Source organism: Luteolibacter sp. SL250, assembly GCF_026625605.1.
Classification (GTDB): domain Bacteria; phylum Verrucomicrobiota; class Verrucomicrobiia; order Verrucomicrobiales; family Akkermansiaceae; genus Luteolibacter.
Genome location: NZ_CP113054.1, coordinates 3,073,291 through 3,095,806 on the forward strand (window position 1 = coordinate 3,073,291; position 22,516 = coordinate 3,095,806).

Annotated in this window: 18 protein-coding genes and 1 tRNA gene; 12 read left to right on the forward strand and 7 right to left on the reverse strand. The window is 61.7% G+C overall.

Annotated elements, in window-relative coordinates; all coding sequences use genetic code 11:
* The first annotated feature begins 198 nt into the window (after positions 1-198).
* The 11 genes from OVA24_RS13530 to OVA24_RS13580 all read left to right on the forward strand — a co-directional run bounded on the left by OVA24_RS13530 (position 199) and on the right by OVA24_RS13580 (position 12,777).
* Positions 199-1,485 carry a CmpA/NrtA family ABC transporter substrate-binding protein gene (locus tag OVA24_RS13530; protein ID WP_267670388.1) on the forward strand — a complete coding sequence of 429 codons (1,287 nt, stop codon included), beginning with the start codon at positions 199-201 and terminating at the stop codon, positions 1,483-1,485.
* 72 nt (positions 1,486-1,557) lie between these two features.
* The gene (gene ntrB, locus OVA24_RS13535) at positions 1,558-2,433 is read left to right on the forward strand and encodes a nitrate ABC transporter permease (RefSeq protein ID WP_267670389.1); all 876 of its coding nucleotides are present in this window, start codon (positions 1,558-1,560) and stop codon (positions 2,431-2,433) included.
* Positions 2,434-2,494: 61 nt separating this feature from the next.
* Positions 2,495-3,406, forward strand: coding sequence for an ABC transporter ATP-binding protein (locus OVA24_RS13540; RefSeq protein ID WP_267670390.1), 912 nt, complete (start codon positions 2,495-2,497; stop codon positions 3,404-3,406).
* A gap of 51 nt (positions 3,407-3,457) precedes the next feature.
* The gene (locus tag OVA24_RS13545; protein ID WP_267670391.1) at positions 3,458-4,327 is read left to right on the forward strand and encodes an ABC transporter ATP-binding protein; all 870 of its coding nucleotides are present in this window, start codon (positions 3,458-3,460) and stop codon (positions 4,325-4,327) included.
* A gap of 120 nt (positions 4,328-4,447) precedes the next feature.
* Positions 4,448-6,220: a NirA family protein gene (locus OVA24_RS13550; protein WP_267670392.1), complete on the forward strand. Its 1,773-nt coding sequence runs from the start codon at positions 4,448-4,450 to the stop codon at positions 6,218-6,220.
* Between the two features lie 36 nt (positions 6,221-6,256).
* Complete coding sequence (locus OVA24_RS13555; protein WP_267670393.1) at positions 6,257-6,844, forward strand: flavodoxin domain-containing protein; 588 nt, start codon at positions 6,257-6,259, stop codon at positions 6,842-6,844.
* A 27-nt stretch (positions 6,845-6,871) separates the two neighbouring features.
* The gene (locus tag OVA24_RS13560; RefSeq protein ID WP_267670395.1) at positions 6,872-8,542 is read left to right on the forward strand and encodes a DmsC/YnfH family molybdoenzyme membrane anchor subunit; all 1,671 of its coding nucleotides are present in this window, start codon (positions 6,872-6,874) and stop codon (positions 8,540-8,542) included.
* Between the two features lie 159 nt (positions 8,543-8,701).
* The gene (locus tag OVA24_RS13565) at positions 8,702-8,959 is read left to right on the forward strand and encodes a type II toxin-antitoxin system Phd/YefM family antitoxin (RefSeq protein ID WP_267670396.1); all 258 of its coding nucleotides are present in this window, start codon (positions 8,702-8,704) and stop codon (positions 8,957-8,959) included.
* Positions 8,947-9,255, forward strand: coding sequence for a type II toxin-antitoxin system RelE/ParE family toxin (locus tag OVA24_RS13570; protein ID WP_267670397.1), 309 nt, complete (start codon positions 8,947-8,949; stop codon positions 9,253-9,255). The genes OVA24_RS13565 and OVA24_RS13570 overlap by 13 nt, the downstream gene beginning before the upstream one ends.
* Before the next feature lie 53 nt (positions 9,256-9,308).
* Positions 9,309-10,478 carry a metallophosphoesterase gene (locus OVA24_RS13575; RefSeq protein ID WP_267670398.1) on the forward strand — a complete coding sequence of 390 codons (1,170 nt, stop codon included), beginning with the start codon at positions 9,309-9,311 and terminating at the stop codon, positions 10,476-10,478.
* A gap of 151 nt (positions 10,479-10,629) precedes the next feature.
* Entirely contained in the window at positions 10,630-12,777 is a 2,148-nt protein-coding gene (locus tag OVA24_RS13580) for a molybdopterin oxidoreductase family protein (RefSeq protein ID WP_267670399.1), read from the forward strand.
* Between the two features lie 18 nt (positions 12,778-12,795).
* Here the strand turns inward: OVA24_RS13580 and OVA24_RS13585 are convergent, their stop codons facing one another.
* The 4 genes from OVA24_RS13585 to OVA24_RS13600 form a co-directional block, all read right to left on the reverse strand.
* On the reverse strand, positions 12,796-13,470 hold the full coding sequence (locus tag OVA24_RS13585) for a lipoyl protein ligase domain-containing protein (RefSeq protein ID WP_267670401.1): 675 nt from the start codon (positions 13,468-13,470) through the stop codon (positions 12,796-12,798).
* A gap of 22 nt (positions 13,471-13,492) precedes the next feature.
* Positions 13,493-13,575: transfer RNA gene (locus tag OVA24_RS13590), tRNA-Leu, on the reverse strand.
* Between the two features lie 267 nt (positions 13,576-13,842).
* Positions 13,843-14,649, reverse strand: a complete 807-nt coding sequence (locus OVA24_RS13595; RefSeq protein ID WP_267670402.1) for a hypothetical protein — start codon at positions 14,647-14,649, stop codon at positions 13,843-13,845.
* Positions 14,618-16,195 carry a S8 family peptidase gene (locus OVA24_RS13600; RefSeq protein WP_267670404.1) on the reverse strand — a complete coding sequence of 526 codons (1,578 nt, stop codon included), beginning with the start codon at positions 16,193-16,195 and terminating at the stop codon, positions 14,618-14,620. Before OVA24_RS13600 ends, OVA24_RS13595 begins: the two co-directional genes overlap by 32 nt.
* Positions 16,196-16,357: 162 nt before the next feature.
* Here OVA24_RS13600 and OVA24_RS13605 point away from each other — a divergent pair, with 162 nt between their 5' ends.
* Complete coding sequence (locus tag OVA24_RS13605) at positions 16,358-18,259, forward strand: potassium transporter Kup (protein ID WP_267670406.1); 1,902 nt, start codon at positions 16,358-16,360, stop codon at positions 18,257-18,259.
* Positions 18,260-18,268: 9 nt separating this feature from the next.
* On the opposite strand, the gene OVA24_RS13610 is transcribed toward OVA24_RS13605, so the two are convergent.
* The 3 genes from OVA24_RS13610 to OVA24_RS13620 are packed head-to-tail and all read right to left on the reverse strand — an operon-like array spanning position 18,269 to position 22,501.
* Entirely contained in the window at positions 18,269-18,982 is a 714-nt protein-coding gene (locus OVA24_RS13610; RefSeq protein WP_267670407.1) for an RNA polymerase sigma factor, read from the reverse strand.
* Complete coding sequence (locus tag OVA24_RS13615; protein ID WP_267670408.1) at positions 18,975-19,463, reverse strand: PH domain-containing protein; 489 nt, start codon at positions 19,461-19,463, stop codon at positions 18,975-18,977. Before OVA24_RS13615 ends, OVA24_RS13610 begins: the two co-directional genes overlap by 8 nt.
* Entirely contained in the window at positions 19,460-22,501 is a 3,042-nt protein-coding gene (locus OVA24_RS13620; protein ID WP_267670409.1) for a protein kinase domain-containing protein, read from the reverse strand. The genes OVA24_RS13615 and OVA24_RS13620 overlap by 4 nt, the downstream gene beginning before the upstream one ends.
* Positions 22,502-22,516 lie beyond the last annotated feature (15 nt).

Consider the following 22,516-nt stretch of genomic DNA (forward strand, 5'->3'; position numbering starts at 1 on the left):
AGGGCATTTTCCGCGATTCATGAGGGAAATGCATATCCGGCACCCGGGCGAAATGAATCCCATCGATTCATGGCTGATTTCCATGAGGTGACTTCAGCAAATCCATGAAAACGCCGCTCATGCATTCATGGCACAAGTTGGCACGCTGGCCCTCCACGCGCTTTATCAGATCAGGACGCCCACACGTCCTGACAAACCATGAATCCAATCCGCCCTTACTCACGCCGCGACTTCCTCGCCAGTTCCGCGAAGACCACCGCCCTCGGACTCCTTGCCTCCGGTCTCCCGTCCGGATGGGCGGGTGCCCAGACCACCAGCGATGCCCCGGAATCCCCCGATGTGAACTTCGGCATCATCGCCCTCACCGACTGTTCGCCCATCGTCATCGCCCATGAAAAGGGCATCTTCGCGAAGTACGGCATCCGCAGTAAAGTGACGAAAGGCGCGAGCTGGGCCGCCATCCGCGACTCCCTGGCAAACGGGGACATCCAGGCGACCCACATGCTCATCGGCATGCCGATCGCCTCCACGATGGGCCTCGGTGGTGCGCCGAAAAAGCCGATGGTCATCCCATGGCTGCTCAACCGCAACGGCCAGTCCATCAGCCTCGCCAACTCCCTGAAAGGAAAAGTCGCCGCGGACCCCAAGGCACTGAAGCCCTTTGTGGACAAGGCGAAGGCCAACGGCCATCCGATGACCTTCGCCATGACCTTCCCGCCGGGCACCCACGCCATCTGGATCCGCTACTGGCTGGCGGCAGGAGGCATCAACCCCGGCGATGCCGGTGGAGCGGGGGCGGACATCTCCCTCATCACCATCCCGCCGCCGCAGATGGTGGCCAACATGAAGGTCGGCAAGATGGACGGCTTCTGCGTCGGTGAGCCATGGAATGCGAAAACCATCACGGATGACATCGGCTTCACCGCCATCAACACCCAGCAAATCTGGAAAGACCACCCTGAGAAAGTCTGCGCTTTCACGGAGGAGTTCGCGGAAAAGAATCCCAAAACCGTGAAGGCCGTCCTCAAGGCGCTGCACGAAGCGTCCGTCTGGCTCGACAAGATGGACAACCGGGTGGAACAGGCGAAGATCGTCAGCGCCCCCACTTACATCAACTGCCCGCCGGAACAGATCCTCCAGCGCCTGCAGGGCAAGTATGACATGGGCGACGGACGGAAGTTCCGGGATCCGGACTACATGATCTTCAGTGACCGGAACTGCAACTACCCGCAGCCGAAGTATGCCAAGTGGTGGCTCACGCAGCTCCGCCGCTGGGGCTTCACCGATGGCGCTCCGGACTATGAGGCGGTGGCCAAACAGGTCATGCGGACGGACATCTATGAGGAAGCCATGAAGGAGATCGGCTACTCCCACGGCGGACTCAACAACGACGCCGAGACCCTCTTCGACGGCAGCAAGTTCGATCCGGCCGGTGACCTGGACGCCTACGCCAAATCCTTCTCCGTCTCCACCCTGAAAGGCTGAGCGGGACATCCCCGGGGGCGGGCACTCCTGCCCCCGGCCAGCGTCCCGAGCCACTGATACCTCCATATTCCCATGAAACGCTTCAAACTGGACACCATTGTTCTTCCACTCATCGCGATCCTCATCTGCATCGGCGGATGGTCGCTCATCGCGGGAAAATCCACCACCACCACTTCAGTGGATGACTGGGGTGACAAGGTCACCAAGACGGAACGGCATGGCATTTCGGCCGATCTTCCCTCCCCCGCCGAAACCTGGAAAGCCAGCAAGCCCTACATCGTGGAACCCTTCGCCAAACGCGGGGAGCTCGACCAAGGCATCCTCCGTTTCACCTGGCTTTCCCTGAAGCTCGTCGCCCAGGGATACTTCCTGGCATTGGTCATCGGCACCCCCATCGGCTTCCTCCTCGGACTGTCGAAGCGCTTCACGAAGGCCTTCGACCCCATCATCCAGATCCTGCGACCGGTCTCTCCCCTCGCCTGGCTGCCCCTCGGCATGGTGCTGTTCAGCGGCATGAAGATCCTCGGTTCCGACGGGCGGGTGAGCTTCGGCACTTCGGACGCGGCCGCGCTCTTCACCATCGCCATCTGTGCCATGTGGCCGACAGTCCTCAACACCGCCGTCGGTGTCCGCGCGGTTCCGCAGGACTACCTGAACGTGGCGAAGGTTCTGAAGCTGTCCCGGACAAAGACGCTCTTCAAGATCCTCATCCCATCCGCGCTGCCCTACATGTTCACCGGCTTCCGCCTTTCCCTCGGCATCGCATGGCTGGTCATCGTGGCGGTGGAGATGCTGATCGGAAAGCCAGGCGTCGGCGGCTTCCTCTGGCAGCAATACAACGCGAACTCCTTCGCCCACATCATCCTGTCGATCCTCACCATCGGCCTCATCGGCTTCATCCTGGACCGCGCCATGAGTCTCATCGAGGGCCGCTTCCGCACCGCCTGACCGGCAACTCCCGACTCATCCAACCGGGCGGCGGGAGGGCCGCCCAAATCCCCACTCATCCATGACACCCATTCTCGAACTCAAAGGCATCCACAAGTTCTTCGGCGGGACAAGCGTCCTTTCCGACGTCAACCTCACCGTCAACGAAGGTGACTTCGTGTCGATCATCGGCTACTCCGGCACCGGGAAGTCCACCCTCATCAACGTCATCGCCGGCCTGCTCAAGCCGGACACCGGTGACGCCATGATGGACGGCGGAACAATCACCGGCCCCGGTCCGGAGCGCGGCATCGTTTTCCAGAACTACTCGCTGCTGCCATGGCTCACCGTTTCGGAAAACATCCGTCTGGCGGTGGACCAGCTCTACCCCCGGATGACTCCGGCGGAACGGTCCGCGCATGTCCGCAAGCATGTGGAAATGGTGAAGCTCGGCCACGCCGCGGACAAATACCCCAAGGAACTTTCCGGCGGCATGCGCCAGCGGGTTTCCGTCGCCCGTACCCTCGCCTCGAACCCGCGGATCCTCCTGCTGGATGAACCCCTGTCCGCTCTCGACGCACTCACCCGCGCCACCCTCCAGGATGAAATCGCCGAGATCTGGCAGAACAACAAGACCACCGTCATCTGGATCACCAATGATCCGGATGAGGCCCTGCTGGTGGCGGACCGCGTGATCCCGCTGATCCCGGCCACCGGTGGCGCGACCCTCGGAGCGGAGATCCCGGTGGATCTCCCCCGCCCCCGCGACCGGCGTGAGCTTTTGAAACAGGCGGATTTCAAATCCCTGAAACTCCAACTCATCAATACCCTGCTGGACGCCCGGAAAAGCAGTGCTCCCGTCCTCACGAAAAAGCTCTCCCCACCGGACATCCTGCCGGAGGACCTCGGAGTGAAGCGCAACCTCGGCATGGGCGGCAGGAAGACCCCACGCCGCCGCTCCCAGCTCAACCGTGAGGAAATCTCCGTTTCCTGATCTCCAGCCCCCTCCGTCCTCCCCAAAAGCCAAACTCCGCCAATCAGCCCTATGACACCCATCCTCGAACTCTTCCAACTCTCGAAATCCTATCCCGCCCCGGGCGGAAAGGAAGCGGTCATCGTAAAGGAATTCAACCTCAACCTGGAAGGCGGCGAATTCGTTACCATCATCGGTCACTCCGGCTGCGGGAAATCAACGGTCCTCTCGATGGTCGCCGGCCTGACCTCCTCCTCCGGGGGCGCGATGATCCTCGGCGGACGGGAAACCAACGAAGCGGGTCCGGACCGCGGGGTGGTCTTCCAGTCACCCTGCCTGCTGCCATGGATGACCGCGTTTGAGAACGTGATGCTCGGTGTGAACCAGGTGTATTTCACCGCACCCATGGCGGAACGGAAGGAACTGGCGGAGTATTACCTCTCCGTCGTCGGCCTGGGCAGTGCCATGGACAAGTATCCCGGAGAGCTTTCCCAAGGGATGCGCCAGAGGGTCGGCATCGCCCGTGCCTTCGCCCTCCAGCCGAAGATGCTGCTGCTGGACGAGCCGTTCGGCATGCTCGATTCGCTCACCAAAATGGAGCTGCAGGAGGTGCTTCTGGAACTTTGGAGGCGGAACCAGCTCACCACCCTGATGGTCACCCACGATGTGGATGAGGCGATCTTCCTTTCCGACCGGGTGGTGATGATGACCGACGGGCCGGAGGCGGAGGTCGGTGACATCCTGCATATCCCCTTTGAGCGCCCGCGCAACCGCGCCGCCATCCTCGCGGATCCCCGCTACGCGGAATACCGCAACCATCTGCTCGATTTCCTCAACAACCGCTCCCACATCCGCCCCAGCAAGCTGGCGGGCGCCCAGGCGCTCCAGACCCAGCCAATGCGGGCAGCGGCCTCCGCAGGCCTCGCCACCCAACCCCATTGACCCACCCCATGACTGCCATTCATCTGATCCATGATCCGGAAGATGCGCCGTTCATACCCCGGCATGCGGCATCCGCATGCCAAGTGCTTTCATGAGATCCAGCCCAACCACCGGCAAAACATGGTCAACATCGAAAATTCCGGCTTCACCGAAGACCAAACCACCTACCTGACCGGTTTCGTCTCCGGCCTCCTCCAAGCCCGCAGCCTCCCGCTGCCCTTTCTCGGTCAGGACGCGTCCAGCCGCTTCACGCACCAGCCGGAAGAGGCCATCGAAACCGTTCATGGCACGCCCATCGACGATCTCTGCAAGGAAGAGCGTATCAAATACGAAAAGCACGGCCTCGACTGCTTCGACACCATCCTGGCCAACGCGGCCACCAATGAGTTTCCCAAGGACGGAGACGTCTTCCGCTACAAGTTCCACGGGCTTTTCTTCGTCACCCCAGCCCAGGAGTCACTCATGCTCCGCTGCCGCATCGCGGGTGGTGCCCTCAGCAGCCACCAGTTCCGCGGACTGGCGGAAATCGCTGAAGATTGGGGTCCCGGGCATGTCGATCTCACCACCCGCGCCAACGTCCAGGTCCGGGAAATCATGCCGAAAGACGCTCCTGACGTCCTCAACAAGCTCATCGACCTGGGTCTCACCTCCCAAGGATCAGGTGCGGACAACATCCGCAACATCACCGCCACGCCAACCACCGGCTTCGACCCGGAGGAACTCATCGACGTGATGCCCTACGCGAAGGCGATGCACCACTACATCCTGAAGAACCGGGATCTCTACGGCCTGCCCAGGAAGTTCAACATTTCCTACGACTCCGGTGGCCGCGTTTCCGTCTGCGCGGACACCAACGACATCGGCTTCTACGCGGTGCGCGTCGCTCCGGGCGAGCATGCCGTGGAACCGGGCATCTATTTCCGCATGCAGCTCTGTGGCATCACCGGGCACCAGCAGTTCGCCACGGACTGCGGCGTGTTGCTGACCCCGGCCGAAAGCCTGCCGGTGGCAGCCGCCCTGATCCGGGTCTTCATCGAGAACGGCGACCGCACCAACCGCAAGAAGGCCCGCCTCAAGTATCTCGTTGATGAGTGGGGCATCCCCAAGACCCTCAACGAGATCTCCAAGAAGCTCACCTTCCCGCTCCGCTTCCTGCCGCTGGAACAGTGCGAGCCTTCCCTGCCGAAATCCAAGCACGGACACCTGGGCATCCACTCCCAGACGGACGGGAAAAACTACCTGGGCGTCCTCACCCCGGTGGGCAGGATCACCGTCCCCCAGATGCACGCCCTGGCGTACATCGCCGACAAGTATGGCAGGGGGGAGATCCGCCTCACGGTCTGGCAGAACCTGATCATCCCCGGTATCCCGGACGAAAACCTCCACGCCGCCACCGCCGCGGTGCTGGCCACCGGGTTCGACTACCGGAACAACCCCGTCACCGGCGGGCTCATCGCCTGCACCGGCAGCCGCGGTTGCAAATATGCCGCCGCGGACACCAAGGGGAACGCCATCGCACTTGGAGACCATCTGGCCGGGGCCGTCACCCTCGACGTGCCGGTGAATATCCACCTCACGGGCTGCCAGCACTCCTGCGCCCAGCACTACATCGGTGACATCGGCATGATGGGCGCACGGGTGAAGATGGAGGATGGGTCGACGGTGGACGGCTACAACATCGTCCTCGGTGGAGGGGTGGATGACACCCAGGCCATCGCCCGGGAGGTCTGGAAATCCATTCCATTCACCGACATCCCGCCGCTCATCGAGCAGCTTCTGGTCGCCTATCTGCGCGAGAGGGAAAATGACGAATCCTTCGCAAATTTCACCAACCGCCACACCCCGGACGAACTCCGCGAGCTTTCCCGCCCCGACAAGATCGCCGCCGCCTGAACCGGGCCGGCAGACCGGACCGCCACCTATCACCGTATGCTCACCATCCCCGACAACGCTCCGTTCACAGGCACCCAGAAAATGTGGCTGAAAGGCTTCCTGGCCGGCATCGCCGCAGGCCTCCCGCAAGCTGGAGCCTCCATCCCGGCGGCTCCCGCCGCGGAAGCGCCGAAATCCGGGCTGCCCGTCACCATCCTGTGGGGTTCCCAGACTGGAACCGCCGAGACCTACGCCAAGAAACTGGCGAAAGCCCTCACCGCCCAGGGGCACGCACCGACCATCATGGACATGGCGGATGCCACCGTGGGCCTGTTTTCAACCGTGAAGCACCTGGCGATCCTCACCTCCACCTACGGAGATGGCGAGCCACCGGACAACGCCCTCGACCTGCACACCTCGCTTCACGCGGAGACACCTGCGCTGGCGGATCTCAGCTTCACCGTCTTCGCCCTCGGCGACAGCAACTATCCGGAATTCTGCAAGTGCGGCCATGACTTCCAGAACCGGCTAACGGCACTCGGAGCGAAACCGCTGCTTCCGATCATGACGTCGGATGTCGATCACGACCTCCCATTCAAGGAGTGGTCCGCCAGCCTCCTCTCATCGCTTGTTCCCGCCCACTGAATCACTCCCGGCATTCCACCGTCTTCCGTGTACCAGACCATCCAGCGCATCCCAGCCATCAAGCGGGCGAAAGCCATGCCCAAGGTGGAGGCTCCGCAGGAATTCACGCTCATCGACCAATTGCTGGCTGAGCAGAAGCAGCTCCAGACGCCGGTGGCGAAGTTCTCTGAGGTCCACCACCGGAAAAATCCGGATCTGGCGGACCACTACCGCTCGCTGATCCCGCTCACAAAACCGGGGGTCGGGGAGCAATACGCTTTCGAGGTCTCACTGGACCGCTGCACCGGCTGCAAGGCCTGCGTGTCCGCGTGCCATTCCATGAACGGTCTGGATGAGGATGAAGCATGGCGGGACATTGGCATGCTCCATGGGGGGGAGCGGAACCGGACATGGCAGCAGACCATCACCACCGCCTGCCACCACTGCGCGGATCCCGGGTGCCTCGGCGGCTGCCCGGTGGGCGCTTATGAAAAGGAGAAGGACACCGGCATCGTCCGCCATCTGGACGACCAATGCATCGGCTGTTCCTACTGCATCCTGAAGTGCCCCTACGATGTACCGAAGTACTCGAAGAAAAGGGGCATCGTCCGCAAGTGCGACATGTGCCACCAGCGGCTGGCGGAGGGAGAGGCACCGGCCTGTGTCCAGGCATGCCCGACGGAGGCCATCCGCATCGTCACCGTGGCCAGCAACCAGCCCGCCCATTTCCTGCCCGGTGCGCCGGATCCATCGGTCACACGCCCCACCACCAGCTATGTCGGCAGGGACATCCCCGAAAGCGCGCTCGCAGCGGACCGGGAGGCACTCACACCCCAGCACGCACACTGGCCGCTGGTCATCATGCTCACCCTCACCCAGGTCGGACTCGGCCTGCTGGCGGCTCCCCTTCTCGGTCTGGCTCCATCCAGCGGACCGGTGGTCAGCCTCGGAAGCCCCCCCGTCATCAACCTGAAAGCGCTGGAAACGCTCGTCTTCACCCCGACCGCCTCTTCCTTCGTCCTTCTCGCCGCGCTCGGGATTTTCTTCGCCGGCATGGGGGCAAGCATCCTCCACCTCGGCCAACCGCTGAAGGCGTGGCGCTTCTTCCTCGGGCTGCGGACTTCATGGCTATCACGGGAAATCCTGGCCTTCTCCCTGTTCGCACCCATCCCCATCCTTCTCGCGGCGCTGCATTTCTCACCGGAGTTCCCCTTCAAGTCCCTCATCCATCAAGTTACCGTCTGGTCGGCCTTTCCTGTCGGGCTGGCGGCGGTATTCACCAGTGTGATGATCTACGTGGACACCCACCGGAGTTCGTGGAGATTCCCCATCACCGCCAGCCGCTTCTTCGGAACGGTGCTGGTGTTCGCCGCGCTCTCCCTGCAACTGGCGGCTCCATCCCCACTCCACGCCATCCTCACGCTCACCGCCATCTGCCTGAAATTGATTCCCGAGGCCCGGATGCTCCGCCACGCGGAGGATCCCGACGCGGCCTGGACCCCGGACCGCCACACCGCCCTGCTCCAGCTCCATCCCCTGGGTCCGTTTCTCCGCGCCCGCCACCTTCTGGCACTGACCGCCGCCTTCGTGGCGTTCATCAATCCTTGGGCTGCCCTCCCCCTTCTCATCCTGTCAGAAATCCTGGAACGGCAGCTCTTTTTCCAATCGGTGTACGCGCCGAAGATGCCCGGAAACTTCGGGCCTGGAGGGCATCATTAGGAAGGGGCGTGAGCCTGACCGTTCATCTGGTCGCCATAGGGTCTCCGTTTCCTGATTCCCTCCCTCTTCCGCCAGGGCAATCGGACCGAACGATTTGGGATAGCTCCTATTCTGATCGATTCACTTGCCATCGCCAAAGTATCACTTTAGTATCACTTTATGCGAACGGAGCTTGTGACGACACTAAAGCGAAAAGCCACTGAACTGATATCAGAGGTATCCGCCGCCCATGAACCGCTGTTGATCACCCAGCACGGGCTTCCCGCCGCCTACCTGGTCGATGTGGAAACCTACGAAACCATGGAATCCAGACTCAAACTCCTGGAGGGAATCGCCAAGGGAGAGAAGGCCATTTCCGAGGGAAGGATTGTTTCCCACGAAGAAGCAAAAATCCGGATGTCCAGATGGCTCGATTGATTTGGACCGAACCCGCTTTGGAGGATCTTGGCCAGATCGCGGACTACATCGCCTTGGACGATCCCGTTGCGGCCAAGCGGCTGGTTCGCAAGGTATTTTCAAAGGCTGCACTCTTGCAGGATTTTCCCGAAATGTGCGCGGTGCCCCACGATCTTCCCGATTCGAGATACCGCCACCTGATTGTGCGTCCTCTCCGGATCTTCCACCGCATTCAGGATGAGACCGTTTTCATCGTCTATGTAATGAGATCGGAAAGACTTCTAAGGCTTTCCGATCTCGAAGATCATGATCCGTAACACCGACACCCACGGGTGGACACACTGCGGATGGCTGCTAGCTTGCTGCCAACGTGTCACCTGTCCTCGTCATCCTCCTGCTGATCCCCCTCATTTCCATGGCTTGGCTTTTCTGGGCCTTGCGGCGGTTGCGTCGGCTGGAAGTCCACCCTGCCATCACCACCGTGATGGCGGCCAGTGTGATCGGTATCCTCTGCTGTTTCATCTGGATCGTGCTGGCGAGACAGGAAATCGCACCCAAGGTCCCCGGCGGGCCGTATTCACTGGTCCTGCTGTGGGGGCTGTTCGCGCTGCCGCTCATCGCCCTGCCGAGCATGATCGGGTGGGCGTTCTTCAAGATCTCCAAGGCAATCACCGGCAGGAACAAAGCCGCGGAAACCTCCCCGCCGACGGACCCCACCCGCCGCCGCGTGCTGGGCGCGGTCGCCGTCAGCCTGCCGGTCGTTGCGACGTTCGGGACCGCCGCCATCAGCATCCCGCAGCGGACCCGTTTCCGTATCCGCGACATTACGGTCCCCATCAAGGACCTGCCCGCCGATCTCCACGGGCTGCGGATCGCCCATCTCAGTGACACCCATGTGGGCAAGTTCACCCACGGGAAGCTCCTCCACGAACTGGCGGACGCCACCAACCAACTGAAGGCCGACCTAGTACTGATGACCGGCGACCTCATCGACCAGTCCATCAACGATCTCCCCGAGGCTCTCGACATGATGGCACGCATCGATCCCCGGTCCGGCCTTTATCTGATCGAGGGCAACCACGACCTTTTCCAAGGTCCGGAGAAGTTCGCGAAAGGCGTCCTCGACCGGGGGTTCAACCTTCTCCGGGATGAAAACGCGGTGGTGACCACCAAGGGCCACCCCATCGAGCTGCTGGGCATCCGCTGGCACGGACGGAACAAACCCATCGATCCCCACGTGGATGAGGTCTCCAACAACCGGAATCCGGAGGCGCTGCCCATCCTTCTCGCCCACCACCCCCATGCCTTCGACCGCGCGGCGGAGCTGGGTATTCCGCTCACACTGGCCGGGCACACCCACGGCGGCCAACTGATGGTCACCCCGGATATCGGGCCTGGGCCGATGCTCTACAAATACTGGTCCGGACTCTACCGGAAGCCGGGAGCCAGCCTGGTGGTCAGCAACGGTGCCGGAAACTGGTTTCCTCTCCGATCCGCCGCTCCCGCGGAGATCGTCCACATCAAACTTATCCGGACCTGACGCGGTGGCATCACTCCGGTTCATCACCGCAATGAACCCCATTTCGGACAGAAAAGAGGCCCGCTGGATCCCTAGCACGCTTTCTGCTGGATGAATGGTAGTGCTGACGCGTCTTCTCAAACGCCACACGGGTCCCCTGACCCGTGATCTGGTGCTCGAACCCGGGAACTTCGGGCTCGGCAAAGTCCCAGCGCGCCTGAAGCCGGCGTCCACCACGACCTCCATCTGCGGCTACTGCGCCACCGGCTGCCAGTTGAAGCTCCACCTGGATGAGAACGGCCGCGCGATCAACCTGAGCCCCCAGGCCCACTACCCGGTCAATCTCGGGATGGCCTGCCCGAAAGGCTGGCAGGCGCTTGATCCGCTGGATTCCCCGGATCGGGCCACCACCCCGCTGCTCCGTGACGCCTCCGGCAAACTCCAGGAAACCGACTGGCCCACCGCCCTCGCCACATTCACAGAACGCTTCAAGGCCATCAAGGAACAGCACGGCCACGAGTCTGTGGCGTTCCTCTCCACAGGCCAGATCCCCTTCGAGGAGATGGCCTTCCTCGGCTGCCTGTTCAAATTCGGGATGGGCTTCCTCCATTGTGACGCGAACACCCGCCAGTGCATGGCCACAGCGGTCGCCGCCTACAAACAGTCGTTCGGATTCGATGCGCCACCCGCGACCTACGCGGATTTCGAGGAATCCGATGTCATCATCCTGGTGGGCGCGAACCTTTGCATCGCCCACCCGATCCTCTGGCAGCGCGTGATGCGCAACACACGGTCCCCCGAGATCATCGTGATCGATCCACGCGCCACGGAGACGGCACAGGCAGCGACCCGCCACGTTTCCCTGAAACCCAAGGGGGATCTCGCGCTGCTATACTCCCTGGCCCATTGCATCCTGCGGGACGGGCGGACCGATCCGACATCCATCGCCAATACCGAAGGCATCAACGAGTTCAGACAGTTCGTCGCGGACTACCCACCGCACGCGGTTGTGGAGAAAACGGGCCTGACGGTGGAGCAGATCGAGTCTCTCGCGCGGACCGTTTCGGAACCCGGCAAACGGGTTTCGTGGTGGTGGACCATGGGGGTGAACCAATCCCATGAGGGCGTCCGCACCGCCCAGGCGATGATCAATCTCTGCCTGATCACGGGGAACATCGGGAAGCCGGGCACTGGTGCCAACTCCATCACCGGACAGTGCAACGCGATGGGTTCGCGGCTGTTCTCGAACACCACCTCACTGGTCGGTGGTCATGATTTCAGCGTTCCCGCCCACCGTGAAAAAGTTGCTTCCCAGTTGGGGATCCCCCTCGAGAACATTCCCAGCGAGTACTCCCTCGCTTACGACCAGATTCTCGCCGCCGCCGAGGAAGGGAAGATCAAAGGACTCTGGATCGTTGCCACCAATCCCTTTCACTCCTGGATTGATTCCGGTCGCCTGGCCCGGCTCCGGGAGAAGCTGGACTTTCTGGTCGTCCAGGACATGTACCACACCACGGAAAGCGCGAAAGAGGCGGACCTGCTCCTGCCCGCCGCTTCGTGGGGGGAAAAGGCCGGCTGCTTCATCAATTCCGAACGCCGGATTGGCACGATCAAGCCCTTCCGCCAGGCTCCCGGACAGGCGCTGTCAGATTTCCGGATCTTCCGTCTGATCGCCGAGACTTGGGGCTGTGGTGAGCTGTTTTCCCGTTGGACGGACCCGGAATCCGTATTCCACATCCTGAGGGATCTCACCAAAGACCGCCCCTGTGACATCACTGGAATCGAGGGATATTCCCACCTCGACGAACATGGGGGCATCCAGTGGCCATTCCCGGCAGACGGAAATCCTCGTCCCGTGCGTGAGCGGCGACTGTTCGAGGACGGTCTGTTTTACACCCCCAGCGGCAAGGCAAACCTCTTGTTCTCTGCTCCCGCAGCCCTCCCGGAGCCAACCGACTTCCAGTTTCCCTTCACGCTCCTGACCGGTCGAGGGACCAGCAGCCAGTGGCACACCCAGTCCAGAACCGGAAAATCCGACATTCTGCGAAAGCTCTATCCAAGTGATGTCTACGTGGAGATGCATCCGGATGATGCCCGCAAGTTCCGCCTGAAAAACGACGATCCCGTGCAGGTGGAATCCCGGAGAGGCTTGATTGAAGCGTTCGTTTATATCGCTCCCACCGTTCAATCCGGCCACGTTTTCATCCCGATGCACTATCCGGAGGTCAACCGGCTCACCCATTCCTCATTCGATCCTCACTCCCGCCAGCCCAACTACAAGAATTGTGCGGTCAGGCTCAGGAAGGGGAAGCAGGCCTAGCTCAAAAGATCCAAGTCGTCAGCGTCGCCGGGTCCAGGCGTCATTTCCAAATCGATCCCCGACCTTCCAACGGATCACCTCCGTCGGAGGTTCGAGCTCAATCGACTCCCAAGAAGCCGATAACGCTCCCGATAATCGATGAGAACGATCGATTGAATCACCTCCTTTACACCGTCCCAAGACAGATCCCTGATGCAGCAGTCCATCTTTGGTCCGCCTTTGTCCGGCTCCTGCGATCTTGTTTCCAACAGAGTCCACGACATCGGAAGTCACCGGCCTCTCGAAACATACACCTCCCAATTCCGGAGCATTTGAAACGGACGAAACCAATTTGAAACTATCGTTCAAAACCAAAGAAAGCACCTCATGAACCAATCGGTAGCTTTCTAAAGCACGAATTCGAAACAATTCTTCCGTTTTTGGAATTACCAAAGAATAGGTCCAATCATGCTGATGATCAACGATTCCGCCACCAGTCGGACGGCGAACCAATTGACGATCCGGCAAATTATCAATCGCTTGATTCAAGCAACAAAAACATCCAAGACTCCCCCACACTCCATCCCATTCGTAGACCCGTAGCACCGGCCCTCCAATTGTTTCAAGCAGCCATTCATCCACCGCCATGTTTTCCGGACCTGATCGAGGAACCGGATCCAACCATAGTTTCAAACTTTTCAACAAAGGATCCATCCGCACGGTATTACCAGAAATGTGCCGTCGGGGGGACTCGAACCCCCACGATCTTGCGATCAACAGATTTTAAGTCTGCGGCGTCTACCATTCCGCCACGACGGCATTGCATCTGACCAGAGGTGCCGGTCTCAGCGCGTCCCGTCTATCGGCCTGCCAGCGGAGTGGCAAGGTGATTTCCGGAGATCGCCCGATACCCCAGGCATCGCCCTTCGGTCCCATTCCAAACAATTTTCCCGAACTTTGATAGAAGGCACCCGGATGCGGAGTATTGGTCCATGTCGCAAGACAAGGCGGCCCGCGTGAGATACTTCCTGGTTTTGGGTTTTTCCAGGATGGTGATCAGGCGGGCCGCTTCTCTTTTTCCGGGACTCACCGACAGACTATCGCGGCGGATACCGTCAGCAGGGACACCTCCCCTTTGGCTACCCTGCTTTTTCCGACCAACGCCTGCGGGAAATCCGCCTCCAGACTGGGGGACAGGATGGGATCGGCCCGACCATCTGCAGCGACCAACTCGCGCCCGGAAACCGCGACCCGTCCCTCGCACCGGCGTCCTCCCCAGGGATCGATGTAGGTGACCGGAAAGAAGGCCGCCCCTTTCTCCAGCTTCCGGGGAATGGAAATGACGGTCACAAAATGGGCCTCGATCACCAGCCAGGTGCCCTTCCGCTTCACGAACCGGCGGATGCCCACTACCGGAGGGAAGCCCTTTGCCAGCGACTTCTCCAGCCTGCGATGGACCCTCTCCAACAGGTCCGCATGGTCCTCGTTGGGCTTCGTCACCATGACTTCATATTCCAGATCCGGGAGGAATGGTCCTCCAACCATCTCATTGGCCATGTCGCAGAGGTCCGCGATGTTGACTCCCGCCTTCGACCACCGGGGACGTCCCCCAAGCGATTTCGAGGGGCGCATGCCGATCTCCAGAATGATCTTCCGCAGCCGTTGGCGGTCATTCTCCCCGTCCACAGCATCCGCGGCCTTCCGCCATCCCTCACCGCCGAAGCGGAAGGCGGAGAGCAAGGCCGCCGGTCCGCAGGCGTTCCCGGCGATGGCGAGCTGGTTGACCGGTGTTGCTCCGGGATGCGGAGCCTCACGCATCGGCTGGGCAGACAGACCCGCTGCGGAAAGCAGCAGCGCCAGGCTACCAGCCCTGAGACGGTGTGTGGGTTTCAACCCGGACATTGTTACCCGGCCGGAGGTCCTGCTGGCCACCGGAAACTGTGACGGTGGTTTCAAAGTCGGCGCTTCCGCCCCGGATCCTGCCCATGGGCACGGAAAACGTCTGGATTCCGCCGACCTTGAGCGATGTCGAGTTGAAGTATCTGATCCCGCTCGGCCCCTTGACCGTGACCGCGGTGTTGACCAGCGGCTCGGTCCCCCGGTTCTGGATGGTCACCTGCATCTGGTCCGGTTTCGCGGGGTCCACCCAATAGGAGGCGAACGCCGCATCATGGATGCCAGGGGTTCCGGACGCCAGTATCCTTTCTGCGTTCGGTGTTCCATTTCCGGTGATCTGATCGTACCCCGGCTGCCCGGTTTCATCCAGGTTCTTCAGAATGATGTCCCATGCCTGGAGATTGGTGACGCCCATCTGCTGCATGACGCCCGCAATCATCCCCGCCACGATCGGTCCGCTGAAGGAGGTCCCGCTGACCGCCGCCGCACCGTCCTCCGTCCACGCCGCATTCAGGCCGTAGCCGGGTGCCACCAGGTCGATCCCCATGCCCGTGTTTGAAAAGGCCAGCACCTGCCCCGCTTTGTCCACAGCCCCCACCGCGATGACGCCGTCGTAGGCCGCCGGCATCAACACCTGGTTGCTCCCGGAGTTGCCGGTGGGTGCGACGATCAGCACACCCGCATCCCGCGCCATCGCCACCACGCTCCTCAGCAATGCGCTGTCCCCGGTGCTGCCGAGGGAAATGTTGATGATGACCGCTCCGGCATCCATCGCCGCCAGAATGCCCTCCGCGATCCTGAAACTGTCCGAGTATCCGTGTTCATCCGCCACCTGGAGCGAGATCACGGTGGATCCGGGAGCGACGCCCGGCAGTTGCAGGGTATTTCCCAGAATCATGGAAGCCACCGCCGTGCCATGGCCATTCGGGTCACCCGCCTGACCGATGGGAATGACCTGCCCGCCGAAGGCAGGGTGCGGGCTCACGCCGGTATCCAGCACCGCGATCCGAACTCCCTGCCCCCATGATGAATGATCCCCGGAAATGCCCAGCCATTCCAGGAGCGCACTGCCCATCGGCACAGCGCCCGGTTGTGCGGAAACGGATTCACTTTCCGGAAAGGTGGCGGAAAAAATCAGCCCGATCTCCTCACTTCCGTCCAGCAATGCGGCGAGGTCCTCATAGTTGAGGAAGCCAATCCTCAGCACGGACAAGCGGTCGAGGCGGCCCATCACGTTCACCTTGCCAGCCGCACGGGCGAGGAATGCCTCCATCGCCGCCCGGTTGGCAAAGACCAAGGTGCGTTGTCCAACAAGGGCCCCCGCCTCCTGCGCCTCCCGGTCAGCTTGGAATGCAGGCCTTGTTCGTTTCCGGAACTCCGGGTCCGGGTTGATCATCTCATGGGGTTGTCTGGGCCTGGAGGACTTCCCGCTTCCGGCAGCCTCGGCGTCCTTCTTTGGCGGGATTGCGGTACGCGCGATCAGATAGCCTCCCACCGCAGTCAGCAGGAAGCCGGTCACAAAGATCAGAGGACGCCAGCGCATCACCTGCATTGAACCCCGGATCCGGTGGAACGGCATCAAAAAGTTTCCGGAATGCTCGGACGGGAGGATGAAGAACTCAAACACCCGCTTGATCCGTTTTTTCTTTCCGGAAAGGAGGGGAAACGCTTTCTAATTCCGCCGCGGGTCATCCTCCCGCGAACGATGAATGCTTCTCCCGGCGGCCGCGCCGCGAATCCACGGATCGCCGGTGCGGCTTTGGCCGCGCTTGGCATTGTCTTCGGCGATATTGGCACCAGCCCGCTCTACGCGTTCCGTGAGTGTTTCGCAGGTCCCCATGCCCATGCCGTTGCAATGACGCCTCACAACCTGACCGGAGCAGCTTCGTTGGTGGTGTGGTCGCTGTTGCTGGTGGTTTCGGTGAAGTATCTCTTCATCATCCTGCGGCTGGATAACAAAGGGGAAGGCGGAATCCTCTCCCTGTCCGCGTTGATCCGGTCCGCTTCCCGACGTCTGGGCGGTGCGGATCCGAAGGCGGTGCTGCTGCTGGGATTGGCGGGTGCCGCCCTCATCTATGCGGACGGCATGCTCACGCCGGCGATTTCCGTCCTTTCCGCCGTGGAGGGCCTGACGGTGAGCGCGCCCACGCTCCAGCACTGGGTGGTCCCCATCTCTGTCACGCTGCTGGCCGGAGTTTTCGCGATCCAGAAGAAAGGCACTGAGATCGTCGGCAAGCTGTTCGGCCCGGTGGTGTTGTTGTGGTTCACCGCGCTGGGCTTGCTCGGCATCCGGATGATCCTCGCCCACCCGCAGGTCCTTTCCGCGCTGAGCCCCCTGGAGGGCTTTTCCTTTCTGGTCCGGGAGTGGAAACACTCCCTGCCCCTGCTGGCCGCCGTATTCCTCGCGGTGACCGGGGGGGAGGCACTCTATGCGGATCTGGGCCATTTCGGCAAACGGCCGATCCGGGTCGCCTGGTTCAGTGTCGTGCTTCCCGGTCTGGTCCTCAACTACCTCGGCCAGGCTGCGTTGCTGGTGGAGGATCCCACCGCCATCCGCAGCCCGTTTTTCCTGATGGCTCCGGAGATGCTGCGCTTCCCGCTCACCTTGCTCGCCACCGCGGCGGCCATCATCGCCAGCCAGGCTCTGATTTCCGGAGCCTTCTCGCTGACCACCCAGGCGGTCCAGCTCGGAGTGCTGCCACGTTTCCGCATCCTACACACCTCGGACGAGGAAGTCGGTCAGGTCTATGTTCCCGCGATCAATTGGTTCCTCGCCGCAGCCTGCATCATCCTGGTGGTGGAGTTCGGCTCCTCATCCGCCCTCGCCGGCGCGTACGGCATCGCCATCGCGCTGACGATGACCATCACCTCCCTGCTTTTCTTCTCCGCCGCACGTGCGGTGTGGGGCTGGTCACTGGTGAAGGCGGGCCTGATCACTGTCGTCTTCCTCGCGGTGGACGGAGCTTTCCTGCTGGCGAACGCCTCCAAGATCATCCACGGGGGCTGGCTGCCACTGATCATCGCCTCCAGCTTCATGGGGCTGATGCTCATCTGGATCCGTGGCCGCCGCCTGTTGTGGGCACGCATCCAGCGGGACTCCCTGCCAGTAGACATGCTGCTGCGGGATCTGGGCAAAGGGAAGATCCACCGGGTGTCCGGCACCGCCATCTACATGACCGGAGGCGGCAACATCGTACCCGGCGCGATGCTCCATAACCTGAAGCACAACCAGGTGCTGCACGAGCGGATCGTCCTCCTGCATGTCGTCACCCTGGACCAACCGTATGCTCCGCCGGAGGAATCCCTCACCCATGCGGAGCTGGGCCACGGTCTCCACCGTGTGGTGCTGCGCTTCGGGTTCGCCGATGAGCCTGACGTTCCAACCGCCCTCAAGAAATACCTGCCGGAATCGATCCGCTTCCAGCCCGGAAAGGCGACCTATTTCCTTGGACGGGAAACCTACGGGGTCGGAAAGAAGGCGAATCTCCTCGACCGCATCCGGCTTTCGATCTTTGCGACGATGGCGCGGAACGCCTCTCCGGCCACCGCTTACTTCAAGCTACCTCCGGGCCGGGTGGTGGAACTGGGTGCCCAGCTCACCCTCTGACCGCAGGCATCAACGGAACGCCCCCATCAGTGCGGACAACTCTTCTTCAACCATCGCCGGATGGACCAGGGTTGAGGAGATCTCCTGCTTGAGAAGCTCCCGATAGCGTTTCCGCAGGCGGTGGACCCTCACGCGGACCGCTCCCGCCTCCATATCCAGCAAGCGGGCGGCGTCTTCATAGGGCATTCCGGCCTCCTTGCCGGTCAGGTGGCCTTTCAACACGCCGAATTCCTCCGCTCTTCCGGAGTGGGAAAATTCATCCTCCAGCAGCGAGAGGACGCGCGCCAGCAAAGTCAGGGCCCACTCGCGGTCGAATTCCTCATCAGGCGTCCTGCCATCACCGCAGGCGATGGCGAAGCGGGAGTCCGCACTCTCCCAGTCCAGCGAGAGATGGGCGATGCCGCCGCCACGCTTCAGAGCCCGTTCCCTGTCCCTGGCGTTCGAAAGGAAGTTCTTCACCGTCGCCAGCAGGAAGCCCCGGAACTTTCCTTGCTCCTGATCAAGTTGCCCGAACGCCCGACGGTCAAGCAACGCGGCGAAGAACGCCTGCGTGAGATCCTCCGCATCCTCCTTCGAACGACCGTGGCGGCGGATGAAGGAGTAGATGGGAAACCAGTAGGTTTCACAGAGAGCGGCAAGCGCCGTCTCCGCTTCCGCCGAGCCGTGAAGCCCCGCGTTCATCACGAGAGTCCACCGCGTGGTGGCGAAACGGCCGTCACTCATGGCGTGGTTGCCTTTCCTCCAAGGTGGCGATGAATTCCGAAGGCCGGTCCGGGGAGATGACGATGGTTTTACGACCGATTTTCAGCGCCACCATGTCCTGCGTGTTGGTGGCAAAGAGGCGGAACATCCCGCAGGTCCGGCTCCAGTACCAACCGGTGAAGGAGAAAATCCCGCCGTTTCCACAGAGCCTCAAGCAGCCTTTCATGATCTCCGGTTCGCGTTCCGCCGACGTCAGTCCGGCGAGTGGAATGCCCGTTTCCCAGAACAGCCGCCGCACCATGACCTTGCCGGGCTCGATGCGGTAGCCGCACACCATGAACGGCAGTGCGGTGAACGGGAGAAGGAGCGGCAGCCAGAAGCGGAGGAGTCCATGGTGCCCCCGCTGCCATGAGTGGATGGCGACGCCCAGACAGATCAGGGTGGCCACGGTTGAAATGAGGATCAGCGGGCGGCCCCAGTTTGCTTTGAAGGAAGGGTTCATCGGATGAAGTAGCCCATGGGTTTCCAGACGCCGTTCTCCTTGGCCATGGTCACGGTCTCGACGGCCTTCTTCTTGTTCTCGAAATCGGTTTCGAACTGCCAGATCCGGTATTCGCCATCCGGCATGCCGGGGAGGACCGTCCGTTCGTCCATCTTCTTCGGCAGACGGGTGATCAAAGCCCCCAGCGGCTCACGGAAGGTTTTCATGGTGAGCTGCCACTGTTCCACCGTTGCGGAATCCCGGGCGACCTGGAAGAGGTCGGCGTAACTCTCATCATACATGCGGGCGTCGATCTTCGTCAGCCACAGCCAGGCCTCCGCCGCCTGCGGACGTAGTCTAAGGTATGGGAAGCTCATCATCAGGTCGATCGCCTTGTTCTCGCTCAGATTCGTGATCTGGAGCTTGTTACCGAGCGGCCCCTGGACGACCAGCGGAGTATAGTGGATCTCACCATCAATCAGAATCGCCAGCCGCAATCCGCCGTCAGTATTGCGGGTGGCTTCCGCCAATCTCCTACCCCCCACCTTGTCCAGAGTGATCTCCAGTCCATCACCCATCCCTTCGAACTTCGCCGGCTCGGCCTGACGGACGTTCAAACCGCTGACAATGATCTCCGGAGATACACCGACTTCCACGACATGATCCCCCTCGCTGGAGTTCACCGTGACTTTCATCTTCACCGCTGACGGATCTCCCGGTGTCACCTTGCGAATCTCCAGCCGATTTTCTTTTGGCAGATTCCCTGCCTTGATCACACGCGAGATCTCTATTTGGAGTTCATCGCCGGAGAGTTCCTCCATTTCTTCGAGCACGCGCAGCCTGCGATGGGCGGCAAAAATATCCGGATTCTGCGGCGAGAGATCCTTCATCAACGTGCTGAGTTCCTGCATCTGGCCGGGGCGCATCTGTTTCGCCAGCTCGCGTGTCGATCCCCCCGGAATGCCGGGATTCTGGCGGAGGAACTCCTCCACTTTCGTCCCATACGCGGCCCTCTTTGCATGCCCCGGTTGATACATCGCCTCCAGTTCCGCGCCTTCCAACATCAGATCTAAATAGCGGTGTTCCGGAGTGGCGGCCGATTTTTCACCGAAAGCGAGATTGTATGCACCCGCTTTCCCACAACCGTCCACAATCTCCATCATCCTCTCATACTTGACGGATTGGTCCGCATGGATGGTCACGCGGAGATCGCTCTTCCGTGCCACCCACCCGGCGAGTTTCGAGGTCAACTCGGCCAACTCGAGGGTTTCGCCATTCATGCGAATCGTTCCGTCCTCCCGGACCTCCAGTGATACGCTCTCCGGCAATGGGGCATCCGCCGTTGGAGGCACAATGGTCTCCGATTCTGAAACCGGGATCGGGACTGGCGTTGCAGGCGTCGGCTGAACAAGCAGCACCCGCGGTGTGGAGGGTTCGCGCTTCTCCGGTCGGGACACGAACTGGGTGTAGACGAACGCGAAGATGAAAGTCGGCACGGCAACCAGCACGATGGTGAGAATGCCCCGTCTGCGATCCTGACGCCTCATCTCCCCGCCCCGGGTGAGATTCCGCTGCACCCACATCGGAACGCCAAACCCCACCAGGAAAACGAAGGCCATGAGCGCCGTGAGAATCCAACCGACATGGTTGAGCATGGCAGGTCCCCATGGACGGAAGAATGCCCTCGCCTCCGGATCATTCGCGTTGGATCCCAGCGCATGTACTCCGAATGCGCTGCCGGCGAAGCTGTAGTAACCCAGCGCCGCCCCCCCGACCGCGACCGGTGCCACGGCCATGCCACCGAGCGCACCGACAAGTCCGGCGGACAAGCCACCGAACGCGAAAAGGCCCGTGGCGAAACCACCGAATGAAATGACACCCGTCGCAAACCCACCCATCGCGATGAAACCAAAAGCCGTTCCACCGATGGCCAGCACGCCCCGCGCCCTGCCTCCGATGGCGATGATCCCTTTGGCAATCCTTTCCTGCCCTGTTTCCGGATCCGGCCCGGAGGTGACGTGCAGCAGCGGCAGTCCGAAAAGCGTGGCCTTCGAGCGGTGGTCCAGGTTCCACGGATTTGAGGCCGCAGCTTGCGGCGCCATGGACGGATGTAATCCCTCCACCTGGGTCTTCATGATGCTGGCCTGCTGGAAGCGCAGTTCCGGCTTTGCCTGCAGGGCACGCAGAACCACTTCATCCAGCCGCACGTCGAGCCTGACCTTCGAGGACGGTGCCTCCAGGGCCTTGTCCGGAAGCTGTCCGGTGAGCATCTGGTAAAACACCACACCGAGCGCATAGATGTCCGCCCGGTGGTCCACCCTCCCAGGGGAGGAAAGCTGCTCCGGAGCCATATAGGAAGGGGTACCCATCACTTTCCCGATCTCCGTGAGGTGGAATGAGCCTCCGGTGGCCGATGTGGCGGACGCTTCGTCCGCGGACTCCGCGAGCTTCGCCAGACCGAAGTCCGCCACTTTCACGCGGCCCAGCCGGTCGAGCAGAATGTTCTCCGGCTTGATGTCGCGGTGGATGATGCCGTGGTCGTGCGCATACTGGAGGGCGTCACAGATCTGCGGGACGATGGCCAATGCCTCCCGTGGTGAAATGCGGCCATGCTCCAGCAGATCGCGCAGACTCGCCCCGTCCACATACTCCATCAGGATGAAATGGAGGCCCCCGGCCTGGCCGAACTCGTGCAGCGTAACGATGCCCGGGTGGTTCAGCTTTGCCAGGGCCTTCGCCTCGCGGGCAAAGCGGTCGGAGAAGCCGGGCCGCCCGCCGATCTCCGGCGGCAGGATCTTCAGCGCAACGGTGCGATCCAGTTCCAACTGCCGGACCTCATACACCGCCCCCATGCCTCCGCGGCCGATGAGACGCTGGATGGAGAACCGGGGGAACAGTGATGCAAGTTCGCCGATGGTGGGTGGATCGAACGTGCCTTTCCCTCCCTCCGTATGGGTGTCCCCCGCTCCCTGCATGAGGAGATCCACCGGATCGAACCCCGCGAGCGGATCATCAGGCCGGGAATCGCCCCCTGGCTGCTGTTGTGGATGTGTTGCCATACTCTCCACAGAAGA